General features: G+C 71.6%; 13 protein-coding genes. 3 read left to right on the top strand and 10 right to left on the bottom strand.

Annotated elements, in window-relative coordinates; translation table 11 throughout:
• Positions 1-5 precede the first annotated feature (5 nt).
• Entirely contained in the window at positions 6-380 is a 375-nt protein-coding gene (locus ACFO6Q_RS08570) for a YajD family HNH nuclease (protein ID WP_380020223.1), read from the bottom strand.
• 119 nt (positions 381-499) lie between these two features.
• Between ACFO6Q_RS08570 and ACFO6Q_RS08575 the strand changes: the two genes are divergently transcribed.
• Entirely contained in the window at positions 500-1,381 is an 882-nt protein-coding gene (locus tag ACFO6Q_RS08575) for a transglutaminase-like domain-containing protein (protein WP_380020224.1), read from the top strand.
• On the opposite strand, the gene ACFO6Q_RS08580 is transcribed toward ACFO6Q_RS08575, so the two are convergent.
• Positions 1,347-1,862, bottom strand: coding sequence for a hypothetical protein (locus tag ACFO6Q_RS08580; protein WP_380020225.1), 516 nt, complete (start codon positions 1,860-1,862; stop codon positions 1,347-1,349). The two genes, ACFO6Q_RS08575 and ACFO6Q_RS08580, sit on opposite strands and share 35 nt — an antisense overlap.
• Before the next feature lie 147 nt (positions 1,863-2,009).
• On the opposite strand from ACFO6Q_RS08580, the gene ACFO6Q_RS08585 reads away from it, so the two are divergent.
• Complete coding sequence (locus ACFO6Q_RS08585) at positions 2,010-2,570, top strand: hypothetical protein (protein ID WP_380020226.1); 561 nt, start codon at positions 2,010-2,012, stop codon at positions 2,568-2,570.
• Between the two features lie 45 nt (positions 2,571-2,615).
• Here the strand turns inward: ACFO6Q_RS08585 and abc-f are convergent, their stop codons facing one another.
• From abc-f to ACFO6Q_RS08610, 5 genes are all read right to left on the bottom strand, one after another.
• Positions 2,616-4,367 carry a ribosomal protection-like ABC-F family protein gene (gene abc-f / locus ACFO6Q_RS08590; protein WP_380020227.1) on the bottom strand — a complete coding sequence of 584 codons (1,752 nt, stop codon included), beginning with the start codon at positions 4,365-4,367 and terminating at the stop codon, positions 2,616-2,618.
• Positions 4,368-4,432: 65 nt separating this feature from the next.
• Positions 4,433-5,650, bottom strand: a complete 1,218-nt coding sequence (locus tag ACFO6Q_RS08595) for a hypothetical protein (protein ID WP_380020228.1) — start codon at positions 5,648-5,650, stop codon at positions 4,433-4,435.
• Positions 5,651-5,670: 20 nt separating this feature from the next.
• Entirely contained in the window at positions 5,671-6,129 is a 459-nt protein-coding gene (locus ACFO6Q_RS08600) for a nuclear transport factor 2 family protein (RefSeq protein WP_380020229.1), read from the bottom strand.
• 10 nt (positions 6,130-6,139) lie between these two features.
• On the bottom strand, positions 6,140-7,555 hold the full coding sequence (locus ACFO6Q_RS08605; RefSeq protein ID WP_380020230.1) for an MBOAT family O-acyltransferase: 1,416 nt from the start codon (positions 7,553-7,555) through the stop codon (positions 6,140-6,142).
• 251 nt (positions 7,556-7,806) lie between these two features.
• Complete coding sequence (locus ACFO6Q_RS08610) at positions 7,807-8,805, bottom strand: LLM class flavin-dependent oxidoreductase (RefSeq protein WP_380020231.1); 999 nt, start codon at positions 8,803-8,805, stop codon at positions 7,807-7,809.
• 147 nt (positions 8,806-8,952) lie between these two features.
• On the opposite strand from ACFO6Q_RS08610, the gene ACFO6Q_RS08615 reads away from it, so the two are divergent.
• A complete protein-coding gene (locus tag ACFO6Q_RS08615) occupies positions 8,953-10,311 on the top strand; it encodes an MATE family efflux transporter (protein WP_380020232.1) in 1,359 nt (452 codons plus the stop codon).
• Between the two features lie 5 nt (positions 10,312-10,316).
• On the opposite strand, the gene ACFO6Q_RS08620 is transcribed toward ACFO6Q_RS08615, so the two are convergent.
• From ACFO6Q_RS08620 to ACFO6Q_RS08630, 3 genes are all read right to left on the bottom strand, one after another.
• Positions 10,317-11,066, bottom strand: a complete 750-nt coding sequence (locus ACFO6Q_RS08620) for a queuosine precursor transporter (protein ID WP_380020233.1) — start codon at positions 11,064-11,066, stop codon at positions 10,317-10,319.
• Between the two features lie 323 nt (positions 11,067-11,389).
• Entirely contained in the window at positions 11,390-13,945 is a 2,556-nt protein-coding gene (locus ACFO6Q_RS08625; RefSeq protein WP_380020234.1) for a winged helix-turn-helix domain-containing protein, read from the bottom strand.
• A complete protein-coding gene (locus ACFO6Q_RS08630; RefSeq protein WP_380020235.1) occupies positions 13,942-16,122 on the bottom strand; it encodes a WD40/YVTN/BNR-like repeat-containing protein in 2,181 nt (726 codons plus the stop codon). Before ACFO6Q_RS08630 ends, ACFO6Q_RS08625 begins: the two co-directional genes overlap by 4 nt.
• Positions 16,123-16,266 lie beyond the last annotated feature (144 nt).

A 16,266-nucleotide genomic window follows, 5' to 3' on the forward strand; every position in this document is an offset into this window, starting at 1 on the left:
CGCGATCAATCCTTGCCGCGGGCGAGCAGGTCCTTCAGGCCCGCGAACGGATTGCCGGTGGCGGCGGCCGTCGCCGTCTCGCCGTCGCCCGCGACGTGATCGATGTAGCGCGAATGCTCGTTGTCGTGGCAGTACACGCACAGCAGCTCCCAGTTGCTGCCGTCGGGCGGATTGTTGTCGTGGTCGTGGTCGCGGTGATGCACGGTCAGCTCGCGCAGGTTCATGCGCGTGAACGTGCGCGCGCAGCGGCCGCACACCCACGGATACATCTGCAGCGCGCGCTCGCGGTAGCCGTGCCCACGCTGTTCGGCCGCGCGGCGCGCATCCGCGACGACGCGATCGAGTCTGTTCTGGTCGATGTTCGGCCGGTTCGTCGCCATCGTGCGGCTCTTTGATGCGAGGCGCGACGATAACGCAAAGCCCGGCCCGGCGGCGACAACCCCGGCTGCCGCGGACGGACGTTTCGTGGCAGGCTGCCCCATTCGATACCGCCCTGCCGATGGCCACACCGACATCCCCGCTCCGCTGCCTCGTCCTCGCCCTGCTCGCGGCGACCCTGCCCGCGCGGGCCGACGAGGCGCCGTTCGCTTCGAACGCCGAAGCCGAGCGCGCGGTCCGCGCGCTGCTCGTCGCCTCGCCGTACAAGATGTCCGAACGCGCGCGCGCCGGGACGATCCGCTACACGTTCGAACACACCGCGTCCGGCACGACCGGTGACTGGCCGGAAACCGGCGAGCAGCACGTGGAGATTCGCGGCGATCGCGTCACGCTGACCGTCTGCGCAGACTGCGGCCGCGAAGCCGCGCCTTCCGCCGCCGAGCTGCAGCGCTACCTGGCCGCCAATGCCTGGGTCGACAGCGACGACCGCGCGATCCGCGCCTTTGCGCGCGGCGCGACGGGAGCGTCGGTCGACTCGCGCATGAGCGCGCTCGTGCTCGCGGTGCAGAAGCACATGAGCGGCGCCATCGACTTCCGCCGCTACGCGACGGCCACCGAAGCCTTCGCCTCACGCGAAGGCGACTGCACCGAGTTCGCCGTGCTGCTCGCCGCCGCCGCGCGTGCACGCGGCATCCCGGCCCGCGTCGTCGCCGGCCTCGTCTACGACAGCCGCTTTCTCGGGCGCTCGCACGCGTTCGGACCGCACACCTGGGTGCAGGTGTGGACCGGCCAGCGCTGGCGCAGCTACGACGCCGCGCTCGGACGCTTCGACGCGGGGCACGTGGCGTTGCGGGTGGGTGACGGCAGTCCGCAGGAAACCTACGGCGTCATGCGGCGGATCTCGACGTTGCGGATCGTCGATGCCGTGGGACTGCCGCCGCCGCCCGCAGGCGACGGCAGCGGGCGAATCACGGATTCGGTGCCGACGACGCCGGAGCGCTGAGCATCGGCAGGTCGGGAAGGTCGGAATCGTCGACCCATTCGGCCGAGTCGGGCGACCGCACGCCACCGGTGATCGTGACGGTATCGATCGGCTGGAATTCCTCGTCAGCGACGGCCCTGACCTCGTCGCATTCCGGACCGCCGGCCTTGGAGCCCGACAGGATCGTGCTCGACGTGCCGGCATGGCTCTGCAGCGGATCCGCTTGCGCCCCCGTGGGCAGTACGTCGATCGCCAACGCCGACGCGGACATCGTCATCGCCAATGCGGCACCGAATCCCGCGCCGAGAGGACGCATCGCCGGCACCCGATAGGAAACGCAGACTGGCCCCTTCGCATTGCGCAGCAGCGCGCGCCGCTCCTCCTCGCTCATGCCGTCCAGCGCGTGCACGGTCTTCTCGCAGCGCGCGCACCAGCCGTCGATGCGCTTGCGCTCGTCGATGCCGAGCGGACAGGGTTGGTCGATCTTCGGAAAGCAGGCCATGGGGACTCCGTTCGTGGCGATGCCGGCGGCACCGTTCTACCACGCGGGCGTGCAACGGCCCAGATCTCGGCGCGGGGTTGTCTTGCGACCGCGCGGCGAAGGCCCCGGCCGCGTAGACTGGCGGCGACTCACCACGGGAGGGAAGTCATGTTCCTGATGTCGTTCTGGCTGCCGATCCTGCTGTCGGCGGTGTTCGTCTTTCTGGCCAGCGCCGTGATCAACATGGCCCTGAAGTTCTGGCACGGACCCGACATGAAAGGGTTCGCGAACGAGGACGAGGTCGCCGCGGCGATCCGCAGGGGCAACCCGGCGCCGGGCCTGTACATGATGCCGTTCTGCGATCCGGCGACGTACAAGGATCCGGCGGTGCAGGCGAAATTCAACCAGGGGCCGGTGGCGAAGATCTACCTCAGCCCCAACGGCATGAAGAGCCTGGGTTCCCACCTCGGCGCCTGGTTCCTGCTCTGCCTGGCGATCTCGGTCGTCTGCGCCGGCCTCGCCGGCACCGTGCTGCCGCCGGGCGCCGGCTCGCACGCGATCTGGCACACGGTCGGCCTCGCCGCCCTGCTCGGCTATTCGTTCGGCGAGCCGACCAACGCGATCTGGCGCGGCCAGCCGTGGATCGTCTCGCTGAAGTACGCGATCGACGGGCTGGTCTACGCGATCGTCACGGCGGCGACGTTCGCGTGGTTGTGGCCGGGGGCTTGACGGAAGGACCGTCGCGATGAGGAAACCGGCCCGACCGGGCCGGTCTCAGCGCCCCGCCCCGCGCTGCTTCTTCGGCGTGTAGTCGGGCACCTTGCCCTGGGGCGAAGCGGGCTTTTCTTTTTCCTTTTCCTTCGCCTTGACCTTCGGCTCGGCCTCGCCGCCGCCGTTGGAGCCGCGCGCGCGCAGCCAGGCGGCGTACTCGTCGAGGTCGCCGCTGAACTCCTCGACCTTGCCGTCGGCGACGCGCCAGAACGTATCGCACACCAGGCCGGTCAGGTGGCGGTCGTGGGAGACCAGCACGATCGCGCCTTCGAAGTCGCTCAGCGCCTCGGCCAGCGCCTCGCGCATCTCCAGGTCGAGGTGGTTGGTCGGTTCGTCGAGCAGCAGCACGTTCGGCTTGCGCCAGGCGATCAGCGCCAGCGCCAGGCGCGCGCGCTCGCCGCCGGAGAAGCCGTCGACGACTTCGAACGCGCGATCGCCGGGGAACTGCCAGCGGCCGAGATAGTCGCGGAAATCCTGCGTCGACACGCCGGGCGCGATCTCGCGCAAATGGTCGATCGGCGTCTGGCCTTCGTGCAGGGATTCGACCGTGTGCTGGGCGAAGTAGCCGAGCACGAGGTCCGGATGCGCGGTGCGCTCGCCGTCGAGCAGGGGCAGTTCGCCGACGAGCGTCTTCACCAGAGTCGACTTGCCGGCGCCGTTCGGGCCGAGCAGGCCGATGCGGTCGCCGGCTTCGAGACCGAACTTGACCTTGCGCAGGATGGTGACGTGATCACCCTCCTCCGGCACATCGTGGTCCGAGGGCCCGGCGTGCGCGCTGCCGTCCAGCCTGTAGCCGGCGTCGACCAGGTTCAGGCGCAGCAGCGAATGCGGCAGCTTGGCCGGCTGGGCGAAGTTGATGCGGATCTCGCGCTCGGCGCGCACCGCCTCGGTGCCGGCCAGCTTGGCCAGGCGCTTGACGCGCGACTGCGCCTGCTTGGCCTTGCTCGCCTTCGCCTTGAAGCGGTCGATGAAGGCCTGCAGGTGCGCGCGCTCGGCCTGCTCCTTCTCGAACGCGATCTGCTGCTGGCGCAGGTGCTCGGCGCGCTGGCGCTCGAAGCTGGTGTAGTCGCCGCTGTAGAGCTTGGCGCGCTGCTCGTGCAGGTGCAGCGTGTGCGTGCACAGGCCGTCGAGGAACTCGCGGTCGTGCGAGATCATCAGCAGCATGCCGGGATATTTCTGCAGCCACTGCTCGAGCCAGAGCACGGCGTCGAGGTCGAGATGGTTGGTCGGTTCGTCGAGCAGCAGCAGATCGGACGGCTGCATCAGCGCGCGCGCCAGGTTCAGGCGCACGCGCCAGCCGCCGGAGAATTCCGACACCGCCATGCGATGCGTCTGCGGGCGGAAGCCCAGGCCGTGCAGCAGGCGTCCGGCGCGCGCCTCGGCGTCGTAGCCGTTGATCTCCGCGAGCTTCTGGTGCGCGGCGGCGACGCCGTCCCAGTCCTCGGCCGCGGTCGCCGCCTTCTCCGCCTCGAGGATCGCGTGCACTTCGGTATCGCCGGAGACGACGAAGTCGATGGCGGAGTCCGGCAGCGACGGCGTTTCCTGCGCGACGCTGGCCAGGCGCAGCTTGTTGGGCAGATCGATGTCGCCCTTGTCCGGTTCGATCTCGCCGGTCACGACGGCGAACAGGCTCGACTTGCCGCAGCCGTTGCGGCCGATCACGCCGACCTTGGCGCCGGCGTGCAGCGCGATGTCGACATCGGACAGGAGCAGGCGTTCGCCACGGCGCAGGGCGAAGTTTCGGAAGGCGATCATGGGGGTGCCGGTAGTGCGAGCCGCGCATTGTAGCGGAACGTGCCGCGGCACGACTCGCGCGGCCGCTACGGCGAAGGCGGCGCAGCAGCCACCGCGCCGGCCGCGACGCAGTCGGCCGGCTGCAGCGCGGGCGGGGCATCCGCGCGCAGGGGCAGGCGCGCGGTGAGGTTCGCCAGCCTGCGCACGTAGGCATCGGTGAACACCGTCGCGCAGGCGCGTGTGAGGTGCGAATTCTCCGGCAGCGTCAGGCCCTGCGCCTGCGGCACGTCGTCGGCGTGGATGCCGCGCACGGCGGCCGCCGCGAGCAGCGCTTCCCAGCCGCGCGCGCGCGGCAGGCGCCGGTCCTCGCCGGCGCGGAGCGGCCCCGTCGACGGCGGCCGCACGAAGACGACGTCGCCGCCGCGCGCGCGGATCTTCGCGACGGCCGCACGCGTCGCCTCCAGGGTCATCGCCACGACGTCGTCGGCGACCGGCGGCCCGGTCCGCATGCGCGAGCGCTCGAACGCCAGGCGCGCGTGCTCGCGCAGGCGCTCGTCGCTTTCGATGCGCGTCCACATCCCGCTCTGCCGCTGGTCGGTCGTCGAGATGATCTTCCAGACCTCGCCGTACGGCCCGTCCGCCCCGGCGCGCAGGTCGGGATCGAGCCGGCGCACCAGCCGGCTGAGGCGGTATTCCTCGTCGAGGAAACCGAAGACGCGCGACAGCGCGCGATGCAGCAGGAACGCGCTGCGCTGCGCCGGCGATTCGTAGCGGTACAGCTTCAGCGCGTCGGCGCGCAGGCCGGTCTCGCGGCGGAAGTACGAGGTCTCCGCGATGCCGACGACCGCGAGCCCCCTGAAGTTCAGGGCGTCGGCGAGGTTTTCGAGGAACGGCCGGGCATTCGTGCCGACCAGCGCGAGCTGCAGCGGACGCACGCCGGTCAGCGCCTCGAAGCGGGCAAGATCGGTATCGAACAGGATGCGCGAATCGCCGACGATCGCCACCGGCACATCCTCGCTGTCGATGCGCCGGCGCTGCTCCGCCCAGCCCGAGGCGTAGTCGCCCAGATCGCCCGGCATCAGCTGCAGCGTGCGCATGCGCCATTCCCAAGCGCCGAGCGCGAGCAGCGTCAGCATCGTCGCCATCGCCAGTATGCGCGGCCACGGCTGCAGCGGAATCTCGCGCTCCGGCACCGGCTGAGCCACGCCGGGGCGGTCCGACGCGGTCGCGCGCACGAAGCCCGGACGCTCGCGCGCCGTGCGCGCAGCGCCAACGGAGTCCTGGCCGGGGCAGGCAAGCGACATGACGAGGCTCCTGCGCCGGGCTACGGCTTCTTCGGCACCCGCGTGCCCTGGTGCACGACCAGCTGCCAGCGGCCGTCGCGACGCACGAACACGTTGGTGAAGCGGATCGCCATCTCGTCGTAGTTCCCCTTGTAGGTGCCGCCGACGTTTTCCACCCCGGTCACGACGGCGGTGTCGCCGTAGAGGCTCACGTCCATGTCCTCGTCGCGCACGAAGTCGGGCTTGAGCTTGCCCGAGGCGAACACGTCGATGTCGGCCTCGCGGCTCACCACGGAGCCGGCGATGTTCTGCACGCGGAACTCCCTGGCATAGAGCCGCTCCAGATACGCGATGTCGGGCTTGACCCGCGCCGCTGCCCATTCGTTCTGGATGCGGATCAGTTCGTTGCGGGCCTCGTCCGCCGCCCGCGCCGGCGCGAACGCGAACGCGCCCGCCAGACCGATCGCCACCCACCTGCCCGTCACACCCAATCCGCTCATGGAGGTCTCCTCAGAACTGGAAATAGATGAACGCACTGCCACTGCCCTGCTCGATGACGATGGCGAAAGCCAGGCATGCCCAGATCGCGCCCAGCAGCGGCGCCGGAACCCGCTCGAGCAGCGTTTCCAGCGTGCGCTCGCGCATCAGCCAATGCGCGGCGACGATGCCGCCGACGATGACCGCCACCGCGATCAGGTCCACCGCCGGCAGGATCGGCACCGCCTTCGCGTTGAGCCCGAACATGCCCTCGAGCACCAGCCAGGCACCGCCGAAGGTCTTGGCGCGGAAGAACACCCAGGTCAGGTTGATCAGCGCGAAGGTGAGCATGCCGAGGGCGAACGACGCCGGCGGGTCCGGATGCCAGCCGCCAAAACGCCTGCGCAGGAGGCGCTCGGCGACGAGGTAGATGCCGTGCAGGCCGCCCCAGACGACGAAGGTCCAGCTGGCGCCGTGCCACAGGCCGCCGAGCAGCATCGTCGCCATCAGCGCCAGATACGTGCGCGCCTCGCCTTGCCGGTTGCCGCCGAGCGGGATGTACAGGTAGTCGCGCAGCCAGGCCGACAAGGTGATGTGCCAGCGCTTCCAGAAATCCGAAAAGCCGATCGCGGCGTACGGAAAGCGGAAGTTGTCCGGCATCGCGAAGCCCAGGCACATCGCCGCGCCGATCGCGGTGGTCGAGTAGCCGGCGAAGTCGCAGAAGATCTGCCCTCTGAAGGCCAGCGTCGCCGCCCACGCGTCGAGCGCGCCGGGAATCTTCGTGCCGTCGTAGACCGCTTCCACCGGCCCGGCGAGAAAGCCGTCGGCGAGCACGACCTTCTGGAACAGGCCCAGGGTCATCAGCGCCAGACCGAAGGCCAGCTGGTTCGCGCTGGCGCGCCGCGGCGTCTCGAACTGCGGCACCAGCTCGGTCGGCCGCATGATCGGGCCGGCGACCAGATGCGGGAAGAACGTCACGAACAGCGCGTAGTCGAGGAAGCTGCGCGCCGGCTGCGCGCGGCGCAGGTAGATGTCGAGTGTGTACGACATCGTCGCGAACGTATAGAACGAGATGCCGACCGGCAGCACGATGTCGAGCGACGGCGGCCGGTAGACGACGCCGAGCGCGGCCATCAGCGCGCCGAAATTCTCCAGCAGGAAGCCGCCGTACTTGAAATAGCCGAGCATGCCCAGGTTGGCGACGACCGACAGCAGCATCCAGGCGTGCCGCGCGACCGGCCGCTGCGCGTCGACGAGCTTCTTCGCCGCCCACCAGTCGACCACGGTCGAGACCCACAGCAGGATCACGAACGGCGGATTCCACGCGGCGTAGAAGACGTAGCTGGCGATCAGCAGGTTGATCTTCCGCGTGCGCCACGCCAGCGGCAGGTTGTGCAGCAGCAGGACGGCCGCGAAGAAGACGGCGAAGGTCAGCGAGTTGAAGACCACCTTCCACCCCTCCCGCCCCGTTCCGGTGAGTGAATGCGCAGTGCTTCACCGTCCGCACGCCCCCGGCGCACGGTGAATGGCCGTGACGACGGCGGCGCGAGCGCCACCCGATCTCCGCCACGACGACGGCGCTCCCTGCCCCGGATGACACGACCTGATCTCCCGTCGTGCAACCTGGTCGCCGATTGTTACGCCAAACGGTGCGCCATCCCGCCACGCACGAGGAAATCGCGGCGACCGGCCGCGTGGAGTCAGCCCGCGCGCGCCAGCCGCTCGCGCACGGCCGCGGCGATCTCGAACGAGCGCACCCGCGCGGCGTGATCGAAGATGTTCGCCGTCAGCATCAGCTCGTCCGGACGGAAGCGCCCGAGGAATTCGGCGATACCGCGCTCGACCGTGTCCGGCGCGCCGACGACCGAGCAGGCCAGCGCCTGCTCGACACCGAACTTCTCGGTCGGCGTCCAGTAGCCCTCGATGTCGTCGATCGGCGCCGGGATCAGCCCCGGCCGGCCGCGGCGCAGGTTGGTGAAGGCCTGCTGCAGCGTGGTGAACAGGCGGCGCGCCTCGCCATCGGTGTCGGCGGCGACGACGTTCAGCGCGAGCATCGCGTACGGCTGCGCCAGGCGCGCGGACGGCCGGAACTCGCGCCGGTACAGGTCCAGCGCCTGCGTCATCGCGTCCGGCGCGAAGTGCGAGGCGAACGCGAACGGCAGGCCGAGCGCGGCGGCCAGGCGCGCGCTGAACAGGCTCGAGCCGAGCAGCCACACCGGCACCTCGATGCCGGCGCCGGGCACGGCGCGCACCGGCTGGCCGGGCTGCGCGGGCTCGAAATAGCCGAGCAGCTCGATCACGTCGTTGGGGAACGCCTCGGCGCTGTCGAAGTAGCGGCGCAGCGCGCGCGCCGTGGCCTGGTCGGTGCCCGGCGCGCGGCCCAGGCCCAGGTCGATGCGGCCCGGATACAGCGAGGCCAGCGTGCCGAACTGCTCGGCCACCTGCAGCGGCGCGTGGTTGGGCAGCATCACGCCGCCCGAGCCGACGCGGATCGTCGAAGTGCCGCCGGCGACGTGGCCGATCAGCACGGCGGTCGCCGCGCTGGCGATGCCGGGCATGTTGTGGTGCTCGGCGAGCCAGTAGCGCAGATAGCCGAGGCGTTCGGCGTGGCGGGCGAGGTCGAGCGTATTGCGGAACGACTGCGCGGCGTCGCCGCCTTCGCAGACGGGCGCGAGGTCGAGCACGGAGAATGGAACCACGCGGGCGCTCCTGGCGATCGGAGCGATCCATCTGGGGACGATCGCCGCCGCGCGCAAGCGTGCGGACGCTTCGCCGCGGCGGAAACGGCGCAGACAATCGCGCCGCTTCGGTGCACACTGCGCGCCCCTCGCCTCGCCGATGCCGTCATGCGCGACCTGACCACGGGCTCCATCACCGGCCACCTGCTCCGGCTCGCCGCGCCGATCGCCATCGGCATGCTGTTCCAGACCCTGTACGTGCTGGTCGACCTGTACTTCGTCGCGCAGATCGGCGACGCGGCGATCGCCGGCGTCGCCACCGCCGGCAACGTGATGTTCGTCGTGATGGCGCTCAGCCAGGTGCTCGGCGTCGGCGCGATGGCGCTGATCGCACAGGCAGTCGGCCGCAAGGACCGCGCCGACGCGAACCTGGTCTTCAACCAGAGCCTGCTGCTGGCCGCGCTGCTCGCGGTGCTGACTCTGGTGATCGGCTACGCCGCGGCGGGCGAATACACGCGCGCGCTCAGTGCCGACGAGGCCACGCGCGCCGCCGGAACCACGTATCTGCACTGGTTCCTGCCCGGCATGGCGCTGCAGTTCGCCCTGATCGCGATGGGCTCGGCGCTGCGCGGCACCGGCCTGGCCAAGCCGGGCATGGTGGTGCAGGTGCTGACGGTGGTGCTGAACGCGCTGCTCGCGCCGATCCTCACCGCCGGCTGGCTGACCGGCAAGCCGTTCGGCGTCGCCGGCGCGGCGCTGGCCAGCTCGATCGCGGTGGCCGCCGGCGTGGTGATGATGGCGCTGTACTTCGTGCGGCTGGAGAAATACGTCGGCTTCGACGCGCAGCTGCTGCGCCTGCATCCGCCGACCTGGAAGCGCATCCTGCGCATCGGCCTGCCGCCGGGCGGCGAGTTCGCGATCATGTTCCTCTACATCGCCCTGATCTACTGGCTGATCCGCTCGTTCGGCGCGCACGCGCAGGCCGGCTTCGGCGTCGGCTCGCGCGTCATGCAGGCGGTGTTCCTGCCGGCGATGGCGATCGCCTTCGCGGTCGCGCCGCTGGCCGGGCAGAACTTCGGCGCCGGCCTGCTGCAGCGCGTACGCGAGACGTTCCGCCACGCCGCGCTGATCGGCAGCGCGCTGATGCTCGCCCTGACCCTGCTGTGCCAGTGGAAGCCCGAACTGCTGGTGCGCGGCTTCACCGCCGACGCGGAAGTGGTCGCGGTCGGTGCCGAGTTCCTGCGCATCATCTCGTGGAATTTCGTCGCGCAGGGCCTGATCTTCAGCTGCGCCGGCATGTTCCAGGCCTTCGGCGACACCCTGCCCTCGCTGTACGCGAGCGCGACGCGCGTGGTGCTCACCGCGGTTCCCGCGCTGTGGCTGTCCTCGCGGCCGGGCTTCGAGCTGCGGCAGCTGTGGTACCTGTCGGTGGCGACCGTGAGCTTCCAGGCGCTGCTGTGCCTGTGGCTGCTGCGCCGCGAGCAGCGCCGGCGCGCGGTGATCGCGCCGGCTGCCGCCGCGGCCTGAAGCGCTCAGTTCAGCGCGCGCCGCTCGCCCTCGTCGCGCAGGCTGAACGGCGTGAAGTGCGTGCCGCGGTCGTACACGTCCACGCCCTCGCGGCGCTTGAGGAAGCCGACCACCGCGTAGGTCACCGGCGTGAAGACGATCTCCACCAGCACCTTCATCGTCCAGTTGAAGGCGATCACCTTCAGGATCGTCTCGCCTTCCCAGATGCCGGCGAAGGCGATCGGATAGAACGTCAGGCTGTCCAAGCCCTGGCCGACCACGGTCGAGCCGATCGTGCGCGTCCATAACCAGCGGCCCTGCGTCCACAGCTTCATCTTCGCCATCACGTAGGAATTGGCGAAGTCGCCGAGCCAGTAGGCGACCATCGAGGCGAGCACGATGCGCCAGGTGGAGCCGAACACGATCTCGAGCGCCGGCTGCAGCTGCGCGTTGTACGGCTCGCCCGGGCTGGGCGGCATGACCAGGATGACCCAGGTCATGAAGCTGGCGAACAGCAGCCCGCCGAAGCCGGCCCAGATCGCGCGGCGCGCGCGCGAGTAGCCGTACACCTCGGTCAGCACGTCGCCGAAGATGTAGCTGACCGGGAAGAACAGGTTGCCGACGCCGAAGCTCAGCGCGCCGAGCAGCGGCAGCGTGACCGAGCCGACCTTGGCCGGGCCGATCAGGTTCGAGCAGAGCAGCACCGCGACCATGCCGCCGACGAGCAGGTCGTAGTAGCGGAAGCCTCGCGTGGTGGCGGCAGGGGTGTCGGACATCGGCGGGACTCCGGATCGAGGCGCGCCGATGGTAGCGACCGGACCGGCGCTTGCGAATACGCACGCGACCGTCTGCTCCGCCCGCCCCTCACCCCGGCCCTCTCCCGCACGCGGGAGAGGGAGAAAACCATTCCGCCCAACGCAGACGAGTCATCGCAGACGAGCGCAAAGCATTCACCTCTCCCGCTTGCGGGAGAGGTCGAGTCGCGACGCGACTCGGGTGAGGGAACGTCGGAATGCGGCACTTCGCCTGCGTTCGGCCCTTCCTCGCCGGCGGAAAAGCGAAGCACGCTTCCCGCCGCCGCCCGCCATCGGCAGTCCGCTCAGTTGCCGACGCCGACCGTGGCGTTGCCGATGCGCACCGCCGCCGGCGGCTTGACCAGTTCGGGCGGGATCGCGCGCTCCATCGCCAGTGCGCGGGCGCGGTCGAGCGCGCTGCGCCAGGCCTCGCCCTGGCCGAGCGCGTGGTAGAGCCGCACCTGCAGCAGCGCGCTGCCGAAATCGTGCTCGGCGTAGCGCGCGATCTGGCCGACCACCGGCGCCGCGCGGATCAGCTCGCCGCGCGCGATCAGCGAACCGGCCCAGGACTCGGCCACGTCGGCGATGTCGGCCGGCACGTTCTGCGCGTTGGCGGCGCGCAGCGCGTCTTCGTAGGCGCGGTCGGCTTCGGCGTAGCGGCGCTCGGCGGCGGCCTGCTCGGCCTCGGCCAGGCGTGCGTGGATGACGAAGGTGGTGTTGCCCGACGGCGCGGCCCACGCCGCGTAACGTCGGGTCAGCGCACCCGCTTCGGCGACGCGCTCCTGCGCGTGCAGCGCGCGGATGGCGAGAAACCACGCTTCCGAGCGCGCGCTGTCGAATTCGGGCGCGGTCAGCTTTTCCGCGGTCGGTTCGGTCAGAGCGTACGCCTCCGCTGCACGGCCGCGCGCCAGTTCGAGCAGGGCGCGCTCGTTGGCGGTCAGCGCGGCGAGTTCGGCCTCGCGCGCCGGATCGATGCCGCGCGCCAGTTCGCCCAGCTGCATCTCGGCGTCGCTCCAGCGGCCGTTGTCGGCCAGAGCCTGCGCGCGGCGCAGCTTGAGCAGATGTTCCAGGTCCGGGCTCGGCAGGCGGCCGAGCAGGGCCAGGCTGCGCTGGCTGACTTCCAGACCCTGCCCGGGCTGCAGCAGCACGCGGTGCGCGACCACCTGGTTAGCCATCGAGGTCACCAGCTCGCTGGAAATGCCGAAGCGCTCGAACTGGCGTTCGGCGCGGCGGAAACTTTCCAGCGCGTCGCCGGGATGGTTGCGCACGCCGCTGAGCGCGCCTTCGTTCAATTCGACCTGCGCCAGCCCGAGCGCGTCGCCGGCCAGCTGCAGCGCGATGCGCGCCTGCGCGAAGTCGGCCATCGCCGCGTCGGCCTTGCCCTGCAGCGCGCGCGCCACGCCGCGGCGCATGTGGCTCTTGCCGAGCAGCGCCGGTTCGCTGCGGCTTTCGAGCGTTTCCATCGACGAGTCGAGCACCGCTTCGGCCTCGGCCGCGCGGCCGAGCCGCACCAGCATCGCGCCGCGGCTGCTGGCGATGCTCGCGCGCAGCACCGGATCGGTTTCCGGCGGCACCTCGGCGAGCAGGCGCCGCAGGTCCGCCTCGGCGACGTCGAAGCGGCCGGCGCCGGCCTCGACCTGGGCCAGGCGCAGACGCAGTTCCGGTGCGGCGCGCTGTTCCGGCGGCGCCGACTGCAGCAGGCGCCGCGCACCGTCCAGATCGTCGGCGAGCAGGGCCGCGTCGATGCGCGACAGCAGTTCCTCCGACGGCAGCGCGGCCGCCTCCGCCACTGCGGCGGGCGACAGGCGGCCGATCACGTCGAGCAGGCGTTCGCTGGCCGCGCGCGCGGCCGCGATCGCGTCCTCGCCGCTGGCGGTGACTTCGCGGGCGGCCTTGTCGCGATCCTGCAATTCGAGGCCGACGGTCCAGCCGTGGTCGGTGCGGCGCGCGTGCGGCACGACCAGATAGCGCGGCTTGAGCGCCGCGCGGATCGTTTCCGGCAGCTGCGCCGCGTCGCCGGCGCGCAGCGCCGAGACGACGTTCTCGCTCGGCGCGACGGTGCGCCCGGCCGCGCGCAGGCGCGCCGCGACGAATTCCATCATGCCCAGCCGCAGCCAGGAGAACTCCTCGTCCGCGTCGACGCGGGCCGGCAGCACCACCAGCGTGTCGGGCGCGCTCGCCGGCGCCGCGGCCACGACGCGTTCCGGCGGCGGCGCCGGGTGCGGCTGGCGCCACGCCCAGAAAGCGGACGAGAGCACGACCGCGGCGACGGCCGCCACGGCGGCGGCGGCGAACCAGTGCCTGCGCCCGCTGCGCGTTTCCCGGGTGACGGCCGCGGGCGCGGCGCCGGTGTCCGGCTCGGGCGCCGGCGGCACCGGCGCGGCGGCCTGAGCGGGCGGCGGCGGCTCGGCCGCGACCTCGACCTCGTGCACATCGGCGATCCAGCGGTAGCCGAAGCCGGCGACGGTGCGGATGGTGTGCTGCGCCTCGCCCGAATCGCCGAGCGCGCGGCGCGCCTTCAGCATCGCCTGGCCGAGCTGGCTGTCGGCGGTATCGGCCCTGCCCCACACCGCCGCCATCAGCTCGTCGCGGCCGACCGCGCGCTCGCGGTTGTCGAGCAGGTAGGCGATGCAGTCGAAGATCTTCGGCGACAGCTGCAGCAGGCGCCCGCCGTCCCGCAACTCGCGCGCGGCGAGATCGATCTCGAAATGGTGGAACCGCAGGCGCTGACTCACCCGCGCGAGGGTAATGTCCTCGCGCGGGGCTGACCAGAGCGCCGGGTCATGCCCCGGCGCCGTGGTCTGCGCGAGCCCGCGCCAGGCCGCGTGACGCGCCAGCACGGCCTCCATCGCGAGCGTCAATCGAAGCCGTCGGCGAAGACGCGATCGGTGACGCCGCCGTCGCGCACGCTGACGAAACCGCCCTGCGAGCCGGCGTAGTACAGCAGCGGCGCGCCGGTCTTCGACGGCGCCAGCTCGGCCGGCATGCCGGCGGCGTCGAGGCCGGCGGAGAAGCGCACGAAGGTCGCTCCGCCGTCGCCGGAGTGCTGCACGCGCACGTCGCCTTCGAGCGCGATGTACAGGCCCTGCGCGGTGTCCTGATCGCAGGCGATGTCGCGCACCGGCATGCCGGCCCAGCCGGTCGAGGTCCAGCTGCCACCGGCGTCGCCGCTGGTGTAGACCGCGCCGCTGCTCCAGGAGTCGTACATCGACAGGTACACCTCGCCGGGCGTGGCAGCGGACGCGCACAGGCGGCCCAGGCGCGCGAACGCCGGCAGGCCGTTCAGGGCCGGCTCCCAGTTCAGGCCGCCGTCGGTCGAGCGCACCGCGCCGCCGGCCTGCGCGGAATCGAAGCCGTCGTAGGCGCCGACGATCTGTGCGCCGGCGCTGCCGGGCACGAACTGCAGGTCGACCACCTTGTCGTTGTCGGCACCCATGTAGCGCTTTTCCCAGGTGGCGCCGCGGTCGGCCGAACGCCACACGGTGCTGGCCCAGCCGGCCACGCCGAAGTCGCCGCCGCCGAGCAGGATCAGGTCCGCGTCGTCCGTGCTGAAGCCGATGCCGTAGAGATCGGATTCGTACAGGTCGCCCTGGTCCGGGCCGAGGCTGGTCCAGCTGCCGTCGCTCTCGCGCCGGTACAGGCCTTCCGGCGCCACCGTCGAAGGGCCGGTCGACAGCGCGTACAGCGTGCCGTCCGGCGCGAAGCGCACCGCGCTGTAGCGCGTGGCCGGCGCCGTCGCCGCCGTCCAGGTGACGCCGCCGTCGGACGAGGTCAGCAGGCCGCCGGCGTTGTTGCTCTGGAACGCGACCGCAAGCTGGTTCGCGTCGGCCGGACTGGTGTCGATCGCATAGAGATTGAATTCGGAGATGCCGGTCGAGGCGGAGGCGAACGCGTCGCCGCCGTCCGACGAACGGTACACGCCGAGCGAGCTGGCGCCGAGCAGCAGCTGCGCCGACGAGGCCGGCGCGAAGCGCAGCGACTGCGCCGACAGCTGCTGCGTGCCGCCGATCGCGGTTTCCCAGGTGGCGCCGCCGTCGGCGCTGCGGTTGACCCCGGCGCCGTCGGTGCTGACCAGGATCGTCTGCGGATCGGCCGGATCGACCGCGATCGCGGTCACCACCGCCAGCGGCCAGCCGGCGTCGTCCAGGCGCGTCCAGTTCGCGCCGAGGTCGTCGGAGCCGTACAGGCCGAGATAGGCCGAGCCGAACAGCTGGCCGCCGCCGACCAGCAGGCGCGAGCCGGCGAATTCGACGGCGCGCACCGGATTGCCGGGCAGACCGGCGGAACGGTCGGTCCAGCTGGCGCCGCCGTCCTGGCTGACCCATGCCTCGCCGCCGCCGAACGCGCCGCCGAACACGGCCGCCACGGTGTCCGGATCGGCCGGATCGACGGCGATCGCGTAGCCGCTCATCGGCGCGTGCGGCGGCGTCACGTCGCTCCAGGTCGCGCCGCCGTCGGTGGACTTGACCACGTTGGCGCCCTGCAGGCCCTGCGCGTCGGCGACGGCGGCCCAGATCACCGCCGCATTGCCGGGATCGAGCGCGACGTCGAGCACCTGCTGGTTCGGGCCGATGCCGAGGTCGCGGCGCGTCCAGTTGGCGCCGTCGTCGCTGCTGCTCCACACGCCGCTGTCGGTCGCTACGAAAACGGCGCCGCCGCTGCCGAACTCGACGTCGTGGACGCCCAGGCCGGCCAGCGCGGCGACGCGCGACCAGCTCGCCGCGTCGTCGGTCGAGCGGTACAGGGTGCCGCCGCCGGCGGCCGAGGCGATGCCGGCCAGCAGCACGCCCGGCGTGGTCGGCGAGGCGGCCACGTCGGCGACGTCGCCGCCGTACGGGCCGAGCGCCTGCCAGTCGGCCTGCACGTCGCCCTGCGGGACCTGGCCCAGGTCGGGCACGAATCTCGCCTCCGGCGAGCGCAGCGGGCGGCGGCCGGACCCGTCGGCGGCCGTCGCGCGGAAGGGATCGGACAGCGCCGGGCCGGCCGGCGCGGCGCCGGTCGCCGCCATCGGCGGCAGCACGGCAAGGAGTCCGATCACGAGAGGCAATCTGCGAATCGTCATTGCACTAACCCCCAGGAGTCTGATTCGGTTCACACGGCGCCGACGCAGGTGCGAGCCCCGGCGTGCCGCCGCGGTGACCGGCGGCGCGTGCCAGCGTGGTGACAAATCGCCCGGCCCGCG

This window comes from Dokdonella ginsengisoli (assembly GCF_042652785.1).
In the GTDB taxonomy this organism is placed as follows: Bacteria; Pseudomonadota; Gammaproteobacteria; order Xanthomonadales; family Rhodanobacteraceae; genus Dokdonella_A; species Dokdonella_A ginsengisoli.

Excerpts from the sequence above, each read along its gene's own strand:
- ACFO6Q_RS08595 (WP_380020228.1), bottom strand. The coding sequence starts at position 5,650 with ATGTCGCTTGCCTGCCCCGGCCAGGACTCCGTTGGCGCTGCGCGCACG.
- ACFO6Q_RS08615 (WP_380020232.1), top strand. The coding sequence starts at position 8,953 with ATGCGCGACCTGACCACGGGCTCCATCACCGGCCACCTGCTCCGGCTC.
- ACFO6Q_RS08570 (WP_380020223.1), bottom strand. The coding sequence starts at position 380 with ATGGCGACGAACCGGCCGAACATCGACCAGAACAGACTCGATCGCGTC.
- ACFO6Q_RS08620 (WP_380020233.1), bottom strand. The coding sequence starts at position 11,066 with ATGTCCGACACCCCTGCCGCCACCACGCGAGGCTTCCGCTACTACGAC.
- ACFO6Q_RS08585 (WP_380020226.1), top strand. The coding sequence starts at position 2,010 with ATGTTCCTGATGTCGTTCTGGCTGCCGATCCTGCTGTCGGCGGTGTTC.
- ACFO6Q_RS08575 (WP_380020224.1), top strand. The coding sequence starts at position 500 with ATGGCCACACCGACATCCCCGCTCCGCTGCCTCGTCCTCGCCCTGCTC.
- ACFO6Q_RS08600 (WP_380020229.1), bottom strand. The coding sequence starts at position 6,129 with ATGAGCGGATTGGGTGTGACGGGCAGGTGGGTGGCGATCGGTCTGGCG.
- abc-f (WP_380020227.1), bottom strand. The coding sequence starts at position 4,367 with ATGATCGCCTTCCGAAACTTCGCCCTGCGCCGTGGCGAACGCCTGCTC.
- ACFO6Q_RS08580 (WP_380020225.1), bottom strand. The coding sequence starts at position 1,862 with ATGGCCTGCTTTCCGAAGATCGACCAACCCTGTCCGCTCGGCATCGAC.